Source organism: Amycolatopsis sp. NBC_01480, from assembly GCF_036227205.1.
Taxonomy (GTDB): domain Bacteria; phylum Actinomycetota; class Actinomycetes; order Mycobacteriales; family Pseudonocardiaceae; genus Amycolatopsis.
The window spans coordinates 703,211-719,855 of sequence record NZ_CP109442.1 but is presented as its reverse complement, the minus strand read 5'-3'; the positions used below and the strand labels follow the sequence as shown (position 1 = coordinate 719,855).

The window sequence follows — 16,645 nt, the reverse complement described above, 5'->3', positions numbered from 1 at the left end:
CTACGCGGAATTCGGCTCAGACGGCCAGCGCCAGCAACGCCCCGGCCACCGCGACTTCCACGCCTGCGCCCAGCACGTCACCCGTCATCCCGCCCAGGCGGCGGACGCAGCGGGCGAGCAGGACCGCCGCGGCGGCGTAACCCAGGGCGACGGCTACCGGGCCACGCCACCAATTCAGGCCCGGGGCCAAGCCGGCGAGCGCCGCCGCGACCACTCCAGTCACGACGGCCACCAGTACCGGCACCGAGCCCGCGACCGTCGCCCCCAAGCCCTCCGGCCGGGCCGAAGGGACCCCTCGCGCGCAGGACATCGACAGCGTGCACCGTCCCACCAGCACCGCGATCACCACCGCCACGACACCATGCCCAGCCGCGATGGCGCCGGTCATCGCGCCGACCTGGACCAGCAATGTGAACATCAGCGTCGCGACACCCGTGGGGCCGGAGTCGCCGCGGCGCATGACGTCGAGGGCTTTCGTGCGGTCGTACGAGGCGCCGAGGCCGTCGGCGGTGTCGGCCAGGCCGTCGAGGTGCAGGCCTCGGCTGCCCAGTGCCACGGCGCCGAGAGCGAGTGCCGCCACGGCCAGAGCGGGCAGTCCGAGAGCGTCGCCGACCGCCACGATCACGCCAGCCACCACCGCGAGCGGGACCGCGGCGAGCGGGCCCAAGACCATCGCGGTCCCGGCCACTCGCGGGTCGATGACTCGCGGGGCCGGCACGGGCACGGTCGTGAGGGTGCCGACCGCAAGACGGACCGCGTCGCCGAAGCGGCCGAGCGTCACGCCAGATCCGCCAGCAGGCCCATGTCCGCGATGATCGCCCGGGCCGCGCGAAGGGTCGGGACCGCCTGGACGGCGCCGCTGCCCTCGCCGAGGCGCAGGCCCAGGTCGAGGATCGGCGTGAGGCCCAAAGCCTTGAGCGCGTACGCCTGCGAAGGCTCGGTCGAACGGTGGCCGGCCAGCCACCACTGCTCGGCGCCCGGGGCGATGTCGCGCGCGACCAGGGCGGCTGCGCCGGAGAAGACGCCGTCCAGCAGGACCGGGATGCCGCGCGTCGAGGCCTCCACCAGGAAGCCCGCGGTGGCGGCCAGGCAGGCGCTGCCCAGCGCGGTCAGGCGGTCGAACGGGTCCTCGACGCGGTCGGCCGCGCGGGCCAGCGCGGCCGACACCGCGGCGGTCTTCACCGCCAGGCCGTCCTCGGACACGCCGGTGCCGGTGCCGACGACCTCCGCCGCCGGCAGGCCCAGCGACGCCGCGACCACGGCCGCGCACACCGCGGTGTTGCCGATCCCCATGTCACCCGGGATGAGCAGGTCGGCGCCGTCCTCCTCGGCGGCGATCTCGCGGCCCGCGGTGAACGCGGCGAGCGCTTCACCGGGGGCCAGCGCGTCCTCGACGTCGATCGAGCCCGAGCCGCGGCGGATCTTGTGCGCGGTCACCTCGGCCGGCACGTCCGAGCCGTCCCAGTCCACGGCGATGTCCGCGACCCGCACCCGCGCCCCGGCCTGCGCGGCGAGCACGTTCACCCCGCTGCGCCCGGCCAGGAACACCCGCACCATCGCCGCGGTCACCTCGCGCGGGTAAGCCGACAAAGCCGACACCCCGTGGTCGCCCGCGAACACGACCACCCGCACGTCGTCCAGCGGGCGCGGCGGGACCACGCCGTGCGAGGCGCACAGCCAGGCCGCCAGCTCTTCCAGGCGGCCGAGCGCGCCGAGCGGCTTGACCAGGCCGTCGAGCCGCTCGTACGCGGCGGCCCGGGCGGCGGCGTCGGGCGCGGGGATGTCGAAGCGCGGCACGGTGTTCTCCTTACGGCAGGTCGAGCACCCGTCCCGCGACGACCAGTGAAACCCGGTCGGACTCGGCGGACACCCGGTTGTTGAGTGCGCCCAGCACATCACGGAACAGCCGCCCGGACGACGTCGCGGGCACCACACCGCTGCCGACCTCGTTGCTGACCGCGACCACCGGCACCCGCGCTTGCGTCCACGCGGCCAGGAAGTCCTCCAGCCGGTCGTCGAGGCGGCGCTCCCAGCCCGGCTTCTGCCGCCACGCGCCGACCTCGTCGAGCACCCGGGAAAGCCAGGTGCCGAGGCAGTCGATCAGCAACGGGCCGGTGGCCGTGCGCAGGACCGTCGCCAGATCCGTGGTCTCCACCGTGGTCCAGTGCGCGGGACGGCGGGCCTTGTGCGCGGCGACGCGCGCCGCCCAGTCCGGGTCGTCCTCGCTCGGCGGCAGGCCGGGCGCGACGTAGACGAGGTGCGGGTGATGCGCGACGAGCCGCTCCGCGTGCCGCGACTTCCCCGAGCGGACGCCGCCCAGGACCAGCACCTTGCCGTCCTCGCGGCGGTACCGGCGTAGGGCGCGCGCCAGGGTCTCGCAGTGCGTCGCGAGCCGGTTGGTCAGCTTGGTCATACCCGGCATTGTCGTGCACGCGCTAACGTTCGCCACGTGCCACTCCGACAAGCTGTCACCGCGGCCGGGCTGATCACCGGATTTGCCGCCGACACGCTGTTCGGCGATCCGCGCCGCGGGCACCCGGTCGCGCTGTTCGGGACGGCCGCGGCCGCCGTCGAACGCCGGCTGTGGGCCGACTCGAAGCCGCGCGGAGCGGCGTACACGGCCCTCTGCGCGGGCGCCGTGACGGGGCTCGGGCTGGCTGCGCAGGCGGCGACGCGGCGACGCCCATTCGCCCGCTTCACGCTGACGGCCGTCTCGACCTGGATAGTGCTCGGCGGCCGTGGCCTCGCCGCCGAAGGCCAGGAGATGGCTCGGCTGCTCGAAGACGGCGACGTGCCCGCGGCGCGACAGCGCCTTTCGCACCTCTGCGCGCGCGACGCGACGGAGTTGGACAGCGCGGAGCTGACGCGGGCGGCCACGGAGTCGATCGCCGAGAACACTTCGGACGCGGTGGTCGCGCCGCTGCTGTGGGGCGCCGTCGCGGGGATTCCCGGGCTGCTCGGCTACCGCGCGCTCAACACGCTGGACGCCATGGTCGGCTACCGCTCGCCGCGGCACCGCAACTTCGGCTGGGCGTCCGCACGGGCCGACGACGTTGTCAACCTGCTGCCGTCGCGCGTCGGGGCAGCGCTGACGGCGGCCTGCGCGCCGCTCGCGGGTGGCCGGACGCGGGCGTCGTGGACGGCGTGGCGCCGCGACGGCTCGCTGCATCCGAGCCCGAACGCCGGACAGGTCGAGGCGGCCTTCGCCGGAGCGCTCGACCTGCGGCTCGGTGGCACGAACAGCTACGGCGGAGAGATCGAACGGCGCGGCACGCTGGGTGACGGCCGAGCGCCCGAACCCGCCGACCTGCGTCGCGCGGTGCGGCTCTCGCGCGCGGTCGGGGTCGCGGCCCTCGCCGTCGCCGCGGTGGTGGCGCGATGACCGGGCTGCTGGTCGCCGGCACCACCTCCGACGCCGGCAAGAGCCTGGTCACCGCCGGGATCTGCCGCTGGCTGGCGCGCCGCGGTGTGCGAGTGGCGCCGTTCAAGGCGCAGAACATGTCCAACAACTCCATGGTGTGCGCGGACGGCGCCGAGATCGGCCGGGCGCAATGGCTCCAGGCGCGCGCGGCGCGAGTGGAGCCCGAGGCGGCGATGAACCCGGTGCTGCTCAAACCGGGCAGCGACCGGCGCAGCCACGTGATCGCGCTCGGCCGGCCGTTCGGCACGCTGGAGGCCGGCGAGTACGCCACCGGCCGGGCCGGGCTGGCGCAGATCGCCTTCGACGCGTTCGCCGGGCTGAGCGCCCGGTTCGACGTGGTCGTCTGCGAGGGCGCGGGCAGCCCCGCGGAGATCAACCTGCGCGCCGGCGACTACGTGAACATGGGCTTGGCGCGACGGTTTTCCCTGCCGGTGCTGGTGGTCGGCGACATCGACCGCGGCGGGGTGCTGGCGTCGATGTTCGGCACGCTCGCCCTGCTCTCGCGCGAGGACCAGGCGCTGGTGGCGGGCTGGGTGGTGAACAAGTTCCGCGGTGACGTCGGCCTGCTGCGCCCGGGCCTGGACAGCCTGGAGAAGGTGACCGGCCGCCCGGTGCTCGGGGTGCTGCCGTGGCTGGACCGCGTGTGGATCGACTCCGAGGACGCGCTCGCCGCCGCGGGCTGGCGGCGCGAGGCGCGTGACGGGGCGCGCGGCCTTCACGTGGCCGTGGTGCGGTTCCCGCGCGCGTCCAACGCCACCGACGTCGACGCCCTCGCGGCCGAGCCCGGCGTGACCGTGAGCCTGACCGCCGATCCGGACGCGGTCGCCGCGGCGGACCTGGTGGTGCTGCCCGGATCCCGGGCCACTGTGGACGATCTGCGCTGGCTCCGCGAGCGGGGACTGGCTGACGCCGTCGTCACGCGCGCCGCCGCGGGACGGCCGGTTTTGGGGATCTGCGGGGGTTACCAGATGCTGGCGGAATCCATTGAGGACGACGTCGAGTCCGGCGTGGGCCGCGTCGAAGGGCTAGGTCTGCTGCCGACCCACGTGACCTTCGCGGGGGAGAAGGTGCTCGGCCGCCCGTCCGGCACCTGGCGCGGACACCGGGTCGACGCCTACGAGATCCACCACGGCATCGCTGCTCCGGCCGACGCCGAGTCCTTTCTGGACGGTCACCGAGTCGGCGCGGTCTGGGGCACGACGTGGCACGGCGCGTTGGAGAACGACGGATTCCGGCGGGCCTGGCTCACGGAGGTCGCGGCCCAGGCCCGGGTGCCGTGGTCCCCGGTCCCGGGCGCGCCGGGTTTCGCCGACCTGCGCGAGGAGATGCTGGAACGGCTCGCGGACGCCGTCGAGTCCGAATTGGACACCGACAAGCTGTTGGCACTGCTGGATTCCGGTGCTCCGGATGGGCTGCCGTTCGTCCCGCCCGGCGCACCGTGACCTCAGTGCACCACGCGGCCCGCCAGCATGTTGTCGCTCTCCAGAGTGCAGACTGCGGTGCGCGCGTGGGCTGACCAGTCCGACGGCCCGGGATAGTGCGCCGCCGTGTGGACGTAAGAGGGCGGGTCGGTGCTGGTGAAGTACGTCTTCCGGGCGGCCTCGCAGGCGTTCTGCGCGAGCGGGCGCAGGGTGTCCTCGCCCGGGTAGGCGTCGCCGGTCAGCGGGACGGTGGCGAACACCTCGACATCGTGCGGGTTGTCGCAGGAGACGGCCCGGAGGTCGGTGCGCTGGTCGTCCAGGCTGATCAGGCAGTCGCCTTGGTGGGCACTCAGGAACTCGTCGGCCGGGCTCGCGGCCTTCAAACCCAGCAGTGACAGCACAACGCCCACCACGAGCACCAGCAGCCACGCGCCGCTGACCGCCAGCCCCGCGATGGCGAGGCCGCGGCCGTTCTGCCCGGTCCGGCGGATCCGCACCAGTGCGGCGATCCCGAAGCCGATGCTCAGCGGCAGGCTGATGGCCGGGATCGCCAGCACCAGCGACGCGATCGCGAACCCGCTGGTGGCCACCGGCACGGGCGGCGGTGGCGCGTCCTCGTAACTCGGCCCGGACGGTCTCGGCGGCAGCACGTGCTCGGTCATAGGGGTCCCCTCGTGGCGTCCCCCGACCCGATGCTGATCCTAGCGGCCGGCAACCAACTCCGGGCCCGGGCCAGTACTTGGCACCGTTTCGTAACGGCCCCCGGCGGAACTGCGACCACGAATGGCGTCGGAAAAACCACGTCACCAAAAATCTCAGCGGAATCGCAGGTAGTGGTATGTCGGAATTCGCCCAGGACGAGCGTCACCCGGTTTTCCCGGTTTTCCTTGTCATCGACGTCTCCTATTCGATGGCGGGCGAGCCGATCGACGCGGTGAACGCCGCGCTGCCGGACCTGCGGGAAATGATCGAAGACGATCCGCAGGTCGGGGAGATCGCGCGGGTTTCGATCATCACCTTCTCCGACATGGCGACGTCCGTGCTGCCGTTGTGCGATCTCGGGCCGGTGGTGATGCCGGTGCTCGCGCCCCAGGCCGGCACCAATTTCGCCGCCGCGTTCCGTATCGCGAAGAAGCAGATCGAAGACGAGATCCGCGGCCTGGGCAAGGGCACGCGGTTCTACAAGCCGGTCGTCTTCTTCATGAGCGACGGTGAGCACATCGCCAAGGAAGACTGGGTGGAACCGCTGCGTGCGCTCACCGACCGGAACTGGCGGTTCAACCCCGAAATCGTCACCTTCGGCTTCGCCGATGCCAGAGAGGACACTCTCGGCGCCATCGCGACGAGGTTCGCGTTCGTGGCGAAGCAGGGGGAGCCGGCTTCGCAGGTGAAAGAGATCATGTCGGCGCTGACCGCGAGCATCCGGACGACGTCGAGGTCGTTCGGCGAGCCCCAGGGCGGTGGCCTCCAGGTCGACGTGGACACCAGCAAGTTCACCGCGCTGCCGGTGCAGGCGGTCTGATGTCCGCCATGCCCGGACGTCACCGGCTGGAGTGCGTCACGCCGGTCGAGCCGGTCAAGCATCGCCGGCTGCCCCGCGACCTGCCTGCGCTGTTCCCGGCCGTGCCGGAGCCGGCTGGGGCGCCGCGAATGGTGGCCGACTTGACGTTCGAGGCACCGAACGTCGGTGATGCGCAGCGGCGGGTCGAAGCGGCCGAGCTGCCGTCGACCGGGCTGTGGAACCTGTCGAACGTGGCGCTCGACGCCGGCACGCTCGGGCCGTTCTGGGTCAGCGCGGCCAGCGTCGCCGGGCGGCGGCACGGCTGGTCGGGGCAGACCCGGCAGGACTCCTACGCCGTCGAGCTTTCGCGCGACGGTGCGGCCGTGGTCCTCGTCGTCGCGGATGGTCTCGGCTCGCGCCCGTTGTCCCAGCTCGGTGCCCGGCACCTGACCCGGTCCATCGCCGGTGCCGTCGCGGCCGCCGATCTCACCGGCCTTGCGGAGACCGGCGAGGAGGTCCTGCTGGCTGGCATCGAACGCGCGCAACAGGAACTCGCCGACGTCTGGGGACCGGCGTACGGGATCAAGGACAGCCGGGCACTGGCCTGCACGATCGCGGTCGTGGTGCTGCCGACCGCTCGGTCCGCGGGCCCGGTGCTGGTGGCCAGGGTCGGCGACGCGACCGTGCTGTCCGCGACGAACGCGACCGACGAGCCGTTCACCGGGATCTTCGCGACGGGCGAGGGACCGGTGAACGTGGTCTCCGCGAGCATCCCGTCCGCTGCCGTGCGGCAGGAGGTCGAGATCCGCCGGCTGGACCCGGCCGGCGTCGGCAAGCTGGTGCTCTGCACTGACGGCCTCGCCGACGACGTCTACGAGTCACCCGGGATCCGGAGCTGGCTGGCCCGGCGCTGGGCGCACCCGTGCACCGAGCGCTGGATGCTCGAAACGCTGAGCTATGCCCGGGTGGGCTCCCAGGACGACCGCACGGCCGTGGTCGTCTGGCTCGATCCCGGAGCCGAGCCGGTCACTTCCGCCGACGCCGAGGAGGCGGGCACCGATGAGGATTGACGGCAGGCACGGGTCCTACGAGTTCGACGACATGGTCTTCGCGACCGGCGGGGCCGCCCAGCTCTTCCGCGGCCGCGGCCGGGATCGCGAACTGGTCTACAAGCGCTACCTCGCCCCGGTCCGCGACCCGGAGCCGCTCCGGAAGCTGCTCGCCGTGGTGGACGTCGGCCGGACCGTGTTCCCCGGCGGCGCGGTGGCCCTCGGCAGCTCGCCGCAGGCTTCGGTCTGCTGGCCGACGGACGTCGATCACGACCCGGCCGGCGCCGTGACCGGGGTGGTCATGCCCCTGGTGCCCGCTGAGTTCTTCCGGCCGCAGGGCAATGCCCGCACCCTCACCTTCATGATCACGGCGCGGGCGAACCCGCCGTCGGCCTGGGTGCGGGTCTCGGTGCTGATCCGCGTCGCGGAGATCTTCGCCTGGCTGTCGGCGAACGGCCTGGCGCACGGGGACTTCTCCGACGCCAACATCGTCTGGCGTGAGGCTCCTTCGCCCGGCGCGGTGCTGATCGACGCGGACGGGCTCCAGCCCGCGGACCGCATCGAGCCGAAGGGCATGAAGACCCCGCACTGGGTCGACCCGCGGGTGGTCACCGGGGCCATCACCGCGCACGACCGCTACAGCGACTGGTACGCGCTCGCATTGGCGATGTACCGCGGCCTGCTGCTCGTCCCGGGGAACCTGGACCAGAACCCCGACGGTTCCTGGCCGAGGCCGTCGCAGATCCCGGCCGGCTTCCCCGCGCCGTTGACCGGCCTGCTCCACCGGACTCTGTCGGATCCCTTGCGGGAGAACGGAAGGGCGACGCCTGCGGAGTGGGTTCACGCGCTGCGGGAAGCGTTCCTGCTGAACGACACGCAGTTCGACGACAACGCGCTCCGGCAGCTGGACCAGGCCGCCGACGCCCATCGGCCGCCCCCGCCCACGACGCAGTTCCAGCCGCTGCCGCCGGTGCCCCAGGGGTTCGGGACACCTCAGCCCCTGCCGATCGTCCAGCAGCCGCCTTACCTGCCGCAGCAACCCTCGATGGTGCCGCCGCCGTCGTCGCGTAGTTCGTATGTCGTGGCGGCCGTTGTTGCGCTGGGGCTGCTCGTGGTCGTGGTCGGGGCGGTGGTGATGTACACGGTCTCCCGCGGCACCACGACGGCTGGGGCGGCGCTGACCAGCGGGACCTCCCAGAGCACCGCGACGCCCGAAAGCGGACCGAACTACTACGTTCCCGATCCCAGCACCTCGTACGCCGCGCCGGTCACCACCACCGAGACCCTGCCCGCCACCACGGACGCCGACCCGGAGGCGGTGCTGCGGGCCCAAGCCGCCGCGGACTATCCCCAGGTCGAGGCGCTGACCGGGCAATGGGTGCCGCAGCTGTCGTCCAAGGCGGTGGGCACCCAGGACAACGGGATCACCTACGACAATGCCGCCATCCTGGCCCATTACCGGCAGCTGAAGATCCAACAGCCGACCGCGCTGCTGCTGTCCTCGGGCGACTACTCGACGTTCAAGAACGCGGGCTACTGGGTCATCGTGGTGCCGGTCGGCTACAGCTCCGGCCCGGCGGCGAACTCGTGGTGCGACGCGGCCGGGATCGACGCCGACAACTGCTTCGCCAAGCTCCTCTCCCACACCGCCGGCCCCCAGGGCGCCACGCTGAACCGGCGCTGACCCGAACGGCACCAGCCCGGAACGCGTGCGAAAGTAACGGAAAGGCGGGACAGCAGGAGGAGCGTTCATGTCGTTGCGGGAGCAGGTCTGGGCGATGCTGCGGGCCCTCGGGGTGGACGCGGTGTTCGGCAACCCGGGTTCGACCGAGCTGACCATGCTGGCCGGGTTCCCGCCGGACCTGCGCTACTACCTGGGCCTGCAGGAGGCGGCCGTGGTGCTGATGGCCGACGGGTACGCGCAGGTCACCCGCAAGCCGGTGCTGGTCAACCTGCACACCGGACCGGGGCTGGGCAACGCGGTGGGCAGCCTGCTGACCGCGGCGTGGAGCCGGGCGCCGCTGGTGGTCACCGCGGGCCAGCAGGTGCGGGCGATGATCACGCAGCAGAACTGGCTGGTGAACGTCGACGCCACGACGGTGCCGCGCCCGGCGGTGAAGTGGTCGTTCGAGCCGCCGCGGCCGCAGGACGTGCCGGCGGCGCTGGCGCGGGCGGTGCACACGGCGCAGGCCGCGCCCTCGGGCCCGGTGTTCGTGAGCCTGCCGATGGACGACTGGTCCGCCGCCGCCGATCAGTCCGAAGTGGACGATCTGGCGGCCCGCGTGGTCCGGCATCGCGCCGCACCGGCCGCGGAGGCCATGGCGGAGGTGGCGCGGGCCGTGGACGGCGCTTCGCGGCCGGCGCTGGTGCTGGGCGCGGCGGCGACTGCCGAGGGGGACTGGGACCACGCCCACCGCCTGGCCGAGCGGGCCGGGCTGGAGGTGTTCACCGCGCCGTCCTCGGGCCGGAACGTGTTCGACGAGACTTCCCCGTGGTTCCGCGGTTTCCTGCCGTTCGGGGCCAGCCAGATCGGGGAGCGGCTGGCCGGGTACGACGTGGTGCTGGTGGTCGGCGCGCCCGCGTTCACCTGCTACCCGTACTCGCCGGGCCGCTACATTTCACCGGGCGCCAAGCTGTTCCACCTGACCGACGACCCGGACGAGGCCGCTCGCGCGCCGCTGGGCACCTCGGTGATCGGGGATCCGGGCCGGGCGCTGGCCGAGCTGGCCGGCCGGGTCGCCGAACGGAAGCGGACGCCGCCGGAGCCCCGGCCCGTCCGCCTGGTAACGGCCGCCGGGACGACCGGACGGCCCACTTCGGACAGTGTGTACGCGCACCTGGCCGGCGTGATCACCCCGCAGGTGCGGGTGGCGCAGGAGTCACCGTCCAATCTGGCCGAGTTCCACGACCGGGTCCGGCTGTCCACTCCGGACAGTTTCCTGACCACCCCCAGTGGTGGCCTCGGCTACGGCCTCGCGGCGGGCGTCGGCGCGGCGATCGCCGACCCGTCCCGCCCGGTGCTGGCCATCATCGGCGACGGTTCGCTGCACTACAGCTCGTCCGCGCTGTGGACCGCGGCCCAGGCCGGCGCGCCGATCGTGACGGTGGTCATGGCGAACCGGGAGTACGCGATCCTCAAGGCGTTCGCCGGGTTCAACCACGTGTCCGGCGCGGTGCCGGGGCTCGAGCTGCCCGGCCTCGACGCGGTCAGCCTGGCCCAGGGTTACGGCGTGCCCGGGCGCCGCGTCGAAGACCCCGCGACGCTGGCCGCACTGGTGAAAGACGCGCTCGCCGCGCGAAAGCCCGCCCTGTTCGAGATTCCCACCGACCCGGCGGTGCCGCCGTTGCTGTGACCGGCTTTACGCGCGCACCGCGCCCAGGATGAACCGCGTCACCTCACGCGGGTGCGTGATCAGCGACAGGTGGCCCGAGGCGATTTCCAGCACCTCGGCGTTCATCCGCTTCGCGACGAACCGCTGCAATTCGGGCGCCGTGGTGCGGTCCTCGGTGGTGATCACGTACCGGGAAGGCTTGTGCTGCCAAGCCGCGGCCGTGGTCTTGGTGCCGAACAAGGTCTGCGCGACCCGGCCCTGCGCGGCGTACAGCACCCGCGCCCGGTCACGCGGGACGCCGTTGGCGAAGTCGTCGAGGAAAGCTTCCTCGGTCAAACCGCCGAAACCGTTGACGTACACGATTCCTGCGTTCGCGGGCGGAGTGGGGAATTTCGCGGCCAGCGCGGGGTAGTCCTCACCGGCTTCCGGCGCGCGGGCCGACAGGTACACCAGCGAGCTGACGGCCGGGTGGTCGCCGACCTCGCTGATCACCGAGCCGGCGTACGAGTGTCCGACCAGGACGGTCGGGCCCGGCTGCAGGTCCAGGATCCGGCGGGCGGCCGCGGCGTCGTCGGCCAGCGAGGTCAGCGGATTCTGCACCGAGGTCGCGGTGACCCCGGCGGCCTGCAGGCCCCGGATCACGTCCGCCCAGCAGGAACCGTCGGCGTACGCGCCGTGGACCAGCACCACACTGCGCCCCGGCTTGCCGGACGAAACCGCCGAACCAGACGAAGCCGAGGCCACGGCGCCGCCGAGACCGCTCGCGGCGAACACCGAAGCGACCCCGCCGGATGCCGCGAGTTTGCCGAACGTGCGCCGGTCCATGGCGGTCTCCTCCGTTAGCCGAACTCCTGCCCTCGACGCTAACCACGTGCCGGGGGCGGTGCCACGACCCTGCTCGGACGTTCCCGCCATCGTGTCCGTTCGTACCCCGGGCCTCAGCGCGTCCACTGCACGAGCGCGTCGAGCGGCAGCCGCTGCCGGCTCAGGCTGGACTTGGACGGGCCGGGCGCCCCGGCCGCCTCGTACCCGAGCGTGAGCACCCCGGAAAGCCCGACGTCGTCCGGGAATCCGATGGCCGCGCGCAGTGCGGCGATCTCGTCGGAGTCGTCCGGACCGAAGAAACCGGTCGAAAGGCCCTCATCGGCCGCGGCGAGCTGGAGCAGGGTGAGCAGGGCGCCGCTGTCGAACCACCAGTACGGCACCGGCCAGATGGTCTCGGTGCCGTCCGCCTCCAGTTTGTCCGGCTGGCGGTAGCGCTCGTGATAGGACTCCTCGCGCACGCCGACGGCGATGTGCACGGGCGCCTGCGAGATCCACGGCGGAAACCCGGCTTCGAGGTACGGCTCCTCCGACGCCTCGGCGATCCGCTTCCGCACCTCCGGCGCGGTGATCACGACCAGCCGGTGGCCCTGGCTGAACCCGCCGCTCGGCGCCCGGTGGACCATCCGCACGATCCGCAGGAGTACCTCGTCGTCGACCGGGTCCGGCCGGTAGCTCCGCACCATCCGGCGGCCCCGCAGCACATCCCTGAACTCCATGGGCCGATTCTGCCCTGCCCGCCGCCCCGGCGGCCACCCCTGACCCAGGGGTCAGGCCAGGCCCGCGTCGTGCACCAGAATGGCGACCTGGGTGCGATTGGTAGCGTCCACTTTGGACATGATGCGGCCCACGTGCACCTTCACCGTGGCCTCGCTCAGGCCCAGCGCGGCGGCGATCGCGGCGTTGCTGGAACCGTGCGCGACGGCGACGGCCACCTCGCGTTCGCGCGGGGTCAGCACGTCGAGCCGGGTCTTGGCGCCCTGGAGGGCTTCCCCCGACGCGAAGTGCGTCAGCAGGCGGCGGGTGATCGACGGGGCCAGCATCGCCTCGCCCCGCTGGACCAGGTGGACGGCGCGGACCAGGTCCCGCGGCGGGGTGTCCTTCAGCAGGAATCCGGTGGCGCCGTGGCGCAGCGCGGTGTGCACGTACTCGTCGAGGTCGAACGTCGTGAGCACCACCACCTGCGGCGCGCCCGGTCCGGCGGCCACCACGCGGGTCACCTCCAGCCCGTCGACCCGCGGCATCTGGATGTCGGTGAGCACCACGTCCGGCTGGTATTGCTCGACCAGCTCCGCGACGCCCTCGCCGTCACCGGCCTCGGCGACCACGCGGATCTCCGGATCGGACTCCAGGATCATCCGGATGCCGCTGCGGACCAGTGCCTCGTCGTCGAGCAGCAGGACCTTGATCACGGTGTTCCTTCCTCGGCCGGGAACGAAGCCCGCACCAGGTAACGGCCCGCGCCGTCCGGGCCGGTGCGCAGGGCGCCGCCGGCCAGGGTGACGCGCTCGCGCATGCCGATCAGCCCATAGCCCGACACCGGCAGCCCGGCCGAGCCGCCCAGCGGGTTGGCCACCTCGACGACCAGCCGCCCGTCCTCCTGGCCCAGCCGCACGTGGATGGTCGCGCCGGGCGCGTGTTTCGCCGCGTTGGTCAGCGATTCCTGCACGACCCGATAAGCGGCGCGGCCCACCTGGTCCGGCACTTCCGGCAGCGGATCGGGCAGCTCGGCGACGATCCGGGCGCCCGCCGCGGTGAGGTCTTCGGCCAGCCGCGCCACACCGGCCAGCGTCGGGCTGGGCAGGGCGCGCGAATCGGGCACGTCGTCGCGCAGCACCCGCAGGATGTCGCGCAGCTCGGTCAGCGCGGCGGCGCTGGACTCGCGGATCACCTCGGCCAGCTGCCCCGTTTCCTCGTCCGGCGCCCGCACCGACAGCGCGCCGGCCTGCAGCGCGACGATGCTCACCCGGTGGGCGACGACGTCGTGCATCTCCCGGGCGATCCGGCGGCGCTCGGCCGCCACCGCGCGCTCGGCCAGCAGGTCGCGCTCGCGCTCGGCCTGATCGGCCCGCCCGCGCAGGGCGTCGAGCAGCGCCGCCCGCTGGTACATCCACAGCCCGGCCAGCAGCGGCAGCACGATGAAGCCCACGGAGACGACGCCCGTGGATTCCCAGTCCGCCAGGCTCTTCGGCGGGTGGAAGGCGAGCAGCAGCACGAGGTTGCCGGCCAGTGCGACGGCGGTCGGCCACTTCGGGCCGCGGCGCGCGGCGACGTTGTAGATCAAGAAGGTCGCCGGCAGCAGCGTGGTCGGCACGAACCAGGACAACGCGATGCCGGCCAGCGCGGTGCTCAGCGGGTACCGGCGGCGCAGCAGGAACACCACGAACATCGCCGCGGTCGCGAGCTGCCAGAACGGCGGCGTGCGGACCCGGTGGAGCCCGTCCAGCACGAGGACACCGGTGACCGCGAGGGCCAAGCACAGGTCGATCAGCCGGTTCCGCACGCTGATCACCGTAAGCCCCGGCGGTCTCGCGCGCGTCGCCCGTGCCGCGCAGCCGTGGGTACGACTTTCCGGTTACGCGGCTCCGGCTGGTCAGCCGATGCGGCTCCGGGCGCTGGAGTGCACTGTGGACACATGACGAAACGGATCTGGAAAAACGCCGCCGTGGCCGGGCTCGCCGTGGTGCTGGCCACCGGCACGGCCGCGGCCGCGAACGCAGAACCCGGGACACCCGGCGCGCTCAGCGCGGGCGAGCGGCTCTTCCCTCAACTGGGTAACGGCGGCTACGACGCGCGGGACTACGACGTCGCGGTCGACTACCGGCCCGGCGTCACCACGATGAACGCTTCGGTGACCATGCGGGCGGTTTCCACGCAAGCGCTTTCGTCGTTCGGCCTCGACTCGGCCGTGCCGCAGGTCCGCTCGGTGACGGTCGACGGCCGCGCGGCGCGGTTCGAAGTCAAGGGGGAGAAGCTGATCGTCACGCCGGCGCGCGCGGTGGCGCGGGGCCACGCGTTCAGCGTGAAGGTGGATTACGTCGTGGACCGCGCGAAGAGCCCGGTCTCCCCGGTCATGCCACTGCCGCCCGGGTTCGAAAACCCGATGCCGGTCTGGGAGAACACCCCGGACGGGTTCGCCGTGCTCGGCCAGCCCGACCGCGAGCACGCCGTGTTCCCGTCGAACGACGTGCCGGCCGACCCCGCGACTTACACGATCCGGATCACCACGCCGTCCGACGTCGACGCGGTCGGGAGCGGGACGCGCGTGAGCAAGCAGCGCGACGGTGACCGGCAGACGTCGGTCTTCCGGCTGGACCGGCCCGCCGCCACCGACGTGGTGCAGATCGCCGCCGGGCACTTCACCGAGGTCGACCAGGTCGGCCCGCACGGGCTCCCGGTGCGCAGTTACGTCACGAAGGCCGCCAAGCCCGCCGCGCTCGACCGCGTCCGCGACACCCCGGCCCAGGTCGCCTGGCTGGAGCGGACGATCGGCCGCCCGTTCCCGTACGCGAGCGCCGGCGCGCTCGGCGTCGACACGCTCTACGGCGGCGTCGCGCTCGAGACGGCCGCGATCCCCACGTACGGCGCGGAGTTCCTGGCCGACCCGCGGGAGACGCCGACCCAGGTCCACGAGCTGACCCACCAGTTCTTCGGCGACGCGGTGGCCGTGCACGACTGGGACGACATGTGGCTGAGCGAGGGCCACGCCATCTACTACCAGGACCTGTACGTCTCCGCCCACGGCGGGAAGCCGTTCGACGAGCAGATGCGCGGCCGCTACGGCATCAACAACCAGCAGCTCGAGCAGGAGGGCCCGGTCGCGCACCTGAACTCGCCCGCCGGCGTGCTTTCCGGCAGCGACAACGGCGGCGCGCTCACGCTGTACGCGTTGCGGAACGTGGTGGGGCAGCCGATGTTCGACCGGATCGAGCGGACCTTCTACGACACCTTCCACGGCCGTTCGGCCTCGACCCAGGACTACCTCGACGTGGCCCAGCGGCTCTCCGGCCGGGACCTCGGCGCGTTTTTCCACGACTGGCTGTACACAGCGAAAACCCCGGTGATGCCCGGGCACCCGGATTGGAAGGCCTGACCCGGCCACAGTCTGTGGCCGATCCGGCTACCGGCAGTCAACGTCACCTCGATGTGAGGCCGGGGGTGTGAGAATCCCGGCATGGCTGATTTGGTGGCGGCATTGGACGTGGGTGGCACGACCGTGAAGGCGGCCCTGCTCGACGGTGACCTGAACGTGCTCGCGACGCAGCGGGCCACGACGGCCCGCAGCGCGGACGGCAAGGCGCTGGCCGAGCAGGTGGCCGAGATCGTCTCGGTGCTCGCCGAGCAGGCCGGGACGGGCGCGCCGGGCGCGGTCGGCGTGGTCGTGCCGGGGATCGTCGACGAGCAGGCGCGGGTCGCGCGGTTCTCCGCGAACCTGGACTGGCGCGACGTGCCCTTCGGCGACCTGCTGGAGAGCCGGCTCGGGCTGCCGGTGGCGTTCGGGCACGACGTGAGCGCGGGCGGGCTGGCCGAGTTCCGCGTCGGCGCCGGGCAGGGCTGCACGGACGCGGCGTTCATCGCCGTCGGCACCGGGATCGCGGCCGCGCTGATGCTGGACGGGCGGCTCTACCGGGCGCACGGGCTGGCCGGCGAGGTCGGGCACATCGACGTCGGGCACCGCATCCTCTGCGGCTGCGGCGCCACGGGCTGTCTCGAGGCGATCTCCTCGGCGGCGGCCATCGCCCGGCGCTACACCGAGCACACCGGCCGTCCGGTGGACGGCGCGCAGCCCGTCGTCGACGCGGCCCGGCACGGCGACGAAGCGGCCGTCGCCGTCGTCTCCGACGCCCTCGACGGGCTGGGCCACGGCATCCGGACCCTGCTGACGCTGCTGGCCCCGGAGGTCGTGGTGCTCGGCGGCGGCCTGTTCACCGCGGCCGACTACGTGCTGGACCCGGTGCGCGACTGGCTTTCCTCGGCGCTGACCTTCCAGCGGCTGCCGGAGCTGCGCCTGGCCAAGCTCGGCGACGAGGCCGGACGGCTCGGTGCCGGGCTGCTCGCCCTCGACCTGCTGGAGTCCCGCCGCTGAATGATCAGACGCT

General features: G+C 72.9%; 16 protein-coding genes. 8 read left to right on the top strand and 8 right to left on the bottom strand.

The features are described 5' to 3' along the window. Positions 1–16: 16 nt before the first annotated feature. The 3 genes from OG371_RS03460 to OG371_RS03450 are packed head-to-tail and all read right to left on the bottom strand — an operon-like array spanning position 17 to position 2,413. Positions 17–781: an adenosylcobinamide-GDP ribazoletransferase gene (locus OG371_RS03460; RefSeq protein ID WP_329065464.1), complete on the bottom strand. Its 765-nt coding sequence runs from the start codon at positions 779–781 to the stop codon at positions 17–19. Continuing rightward, positions 778–1,797, bottom strand: coding sequence for a nicotinate-nucleotide--dimethylbenzimidazole phosphoribosyltransferase (cobT, locus tag OG371_RS03455; protein WP_329065462.1), 1,020 nt, complete (start codon positions 1,795–1,797; stop codon positions 778–780). Before cobT ends, OG371_RS03460 begins: the two co-directional genes overlap by 4 nt. A gap of 10 nt (positions 1,798–1,807) precedes the next feature. Then, the gene (locus OG371_RS03450) at positions 1,808–2,413 is read right to left on the bottom strand and encodes a bifunctional adenosylcobinamide kinase/adenosylcobinamide-phosphate guanylyltransferase (protein WP_329065460.1); all 606 of its coding nucleotides are present in this window, start codon (positions 2,411–2,413) and stop codon (positions 1,808–1,810) included. Between the two features lie 36 nt (positions 2,414–2,449). Here OG371_RS03450 and OG371_RS03445 point away from each other — a divergent pair, with 36 nt between their 5' ends. Both OG371_RS03445 and OG371_RS03440 read left to right on the top strand, forming a co-directional pair. Next, positions 2,450–3,382, top strand: a complete 933-nt coding sequence (locus OG371_RS03445; RefSeq protein ID WP_329065458.1) for a cobalamin biosynthesis protein — start codon at positions 2,450–2,452, stop codon at positions 3,380–3,382. Continuing rightward, positions 3,379–4,863 (top strand): cobyric acid synthase, encoded by a 1,485-nt coding sequence (locus OG371_RS03440; protein ID WP_329065456.1) that lies wholly within the window; start codon positions 3,379–3,381, stop codon positions 4,861–4,863. Before OG371_RS03445 ends, OG371_RS03440 begins: the two co-directional genes overlap by 4 nt. Positions 4,864–4,865: 2 nt before the next feature. On the opposite strand, the gene OG371_RS03435 is transcribed toward OG371_RS03440, so the two are convergent. Beyond that, positions 4,866–5,504, bottom strand: a complete 639-nt coding sequence (locus tag OG371_RS03435; RefSeq protein WP_329065454.1) for a DUF4190 domain-containing protein — start codon at positions 5,502–5,504, stop codon at positions 4,866–4,868. Positions 5,505–5,680: 176 nt separating this feature from the next. On the opposite strand from OG371_RS03435, the gene OG371_RS03430 reads away from it, so the two are divergent. From OG371_RS03430 to mdlC, 4 genes are all read left to right on the top strand, one after another. Next, complete coding sequence (locus OG371_RS03430) at positions 5,681–6,364, top strand: vWA domain-containing protein (RefSeq protein ID WP_329065452.1); 684 nt, start codon at positions 5,681–5,683, stop codon at positions 6,362–6,364. Positions 6,365–6,372: 8 nt separating this feature from the next. Next, positions 6,373–7,413, top strand: a complete 1,041-nt coding sequence (locus tag OG371_RS03425) for a protein phosphatase 2C domain-containing protein (protein ID WP_329065450.1) — start codon at positions 6,373–6,375, stop codon at positions 7,411–7,413. After that, on the top strand, positions 7,403–9,076 hold the full coding sequence (locus OG371_RS03420) for a hypothetical protein (RefSeq protein ID WP_329065448.1): 1,674 nt from the start codon (positions 7,403–7,405) through the stop codon (positions 9,074–9,076). The genes OG371_RS03425 and OG371_RS03420 overlap by 11 nt, the downstream gene beginning before the upstream one ends. A 67-nt stretch (positions 9,077–9,143) precedes the next feature. Continuing rightward, entirely contained in the window at positions 9,144–10,745 is a 1,602-nt protein-coding gene (gene mdlC / locus OG371_RS03415; protein ID WP_329065446.1) for a benzoylformate decarboxylase, read from the top strand. Between the two features lie 6 nt (positions 10,746–10,751). Here the strand turns inward: mdlC and OG371_RS03410 are convergent, their stop codons facing one another. The 4 genes from OG371_RS03410 to OG371_RS03395 all read right to left on the bottom strand — a co-directional run bounded on the left by OG371_RS03410 (position 10,752) and on the right by OG371_RS03395 (position 14,049). Then, positions 10,752–11,549, bottom strand: a complete 798-nt coding sequence (locus tag OG371_RS03410) for an alpha/beta hydrolase (RefSeq protein WP_329065444.1) — start codon at positions 11,547–11,549, stop codon at positions 10,752–10,754. Positions 11,550–11,662: 113 nt separating this feature from the next. Continuing rightward, complete coding sequence (locus tag OG371_RS03405; protein WP_329065442.1) at positions 11,663–12,265, bottom strand: nitroreductase family protein; 603 nt, start codon at positions 12,263–12,265, stop codon at positions 11,663–11,665. 51 nt (positions 12,266–12,316) lie between these two features. Next, positions 12,317–12,958 (bottom strand): response regulator transcription factor, encoded by a 642-nt coding sequence (locus OG371_RS03400; protein WP_329065440.1) that lies wholly within the window; start codon positions 12,956–12,958, stop codon positions 12,317–12,319. Continuing rightward, the gene (locus OG371_RS03395; protein WP_329065438.1) at positions 12,955–14,049 is read right to left on the bottom strand and encodes a sensor histidine kinase; all 1,095 of its coding nucleotides are present in this window, start codon (positions 14,047–14,049) and stop codon (positions 12,955–12,957) included. The genes OG371_RS03400 and OG371_RS03395 overlap by 4 nt, the downstream gene beginning before the upstream one ends. A 132-nt stretch (positions 14,050–14,181) precedes the next feature. On the opposite strand from OG371_RS03395, the gene OG371_RS03390 reads away from it, so the two are divergent. Next, positions 14,182–15,639: a M1 family metallopeptidase gene (locus OG371_RS03390; protein ID WP_329065436.1), complete on the top strand. Its 1,458-nt coding sequence runs from the start codon at positions 14,182–14,184 to the stop codon at positions 15,637–15,639. 81 nt (positions 15,640–15,720) lie between these two features. Then, positions 15,721–16,632, top strand: coding sequence for an ROK family protein (locus OG371_RS03385; RefSeq protein ID WP_329065434.1), 912 nt, complete (start codon positions 15,721–15,723; stop codon positions 16,630–16,632). Positions 16,633–16,645: the final 13 nt, after the last annotated feature.

Excerpts from the sequence above, each read along its gene's own strand:
- OG371_RS03450 (WP_329065460.1), bottom strand. The coding sequence starts at position 2,413 with ATGACCAAGCTGACCAACCGGCTCGCGACGCACTGCGAGACCCTGGCG.
- OG371_RS03440 (WP_329065456.1), top strand. The coding sequence starts at position 3,379 with ATGACCGGGCTGCTGGTCGCCGGCACCACCTCCGACGCCGGCAAGAGC.
- OG371_RS03435 (WP_329065454.1), bottom strand. The coding sequence starts at position 5,504 with ATGACCGAGCACGTGCTGCCGCCGAGACCGTCCGGGCCGAGTTACGAG.
- OG371_RS03430 (WP_329065452.1), top strand. The coding sequence starts at position 5,681 with ATGTCGGAATTCGCCCAGGACGAGCGTCACCCGGTTTTCCCGGTTTTC.
- OG371_RS03425 (WP_329065450.1), top strand. The coding sequence starts at position 6,373 with ATGCCCGGACGTCACCGGCTGGAGTGCGTCACGCCGGTCGAGCCGGTC.
- OG371_RS03420 (WP_329065448.1), top strand. The coding sequence starts at position 7,403 with ATGAGGATTGACGGCAGGCACGGGTCCTACGAGTTCGACGACATGGTC.
- mdlC (WP_329065446.1), top strand. The coding sequence starts at position 9,144 with ATGTCGTTGCGGGAGCAGGTCTGGGCGATGCTGCGGGCCCTCGGGGTG.
- OG371_RS03410 (WP_329065444.1), bottom strand. The coding sequence starts at position 11,549 with ATGGACCGGCGCACGTTCGGCAAACTCGCGGCATCCGGCGGGGTCGCT.
- OG371_RS03405 (WP_329065442.1), bottom strand. The coding sequence starts at position 12,265 with ATGGAGTTCAGGGATGTGCTGCGGGGCCGCCGGATGGTGCGGAGCTAC.
- OG371_RS03390 (WP_329065436.1), top strand. The coding sequence starts at position 14,182 with ATGACGAAACGGATCTGGAAAAACGCCGCCGTGGCCGGGCTCGCCGTG.
- OG371_RS03385 (WP_329065434.1), top strand. The coding sequence starts at position 15,721 with ATGGCTGATTTGGTGGCGGCATTGGACGTGGGTGGCACGACCGTGAAG.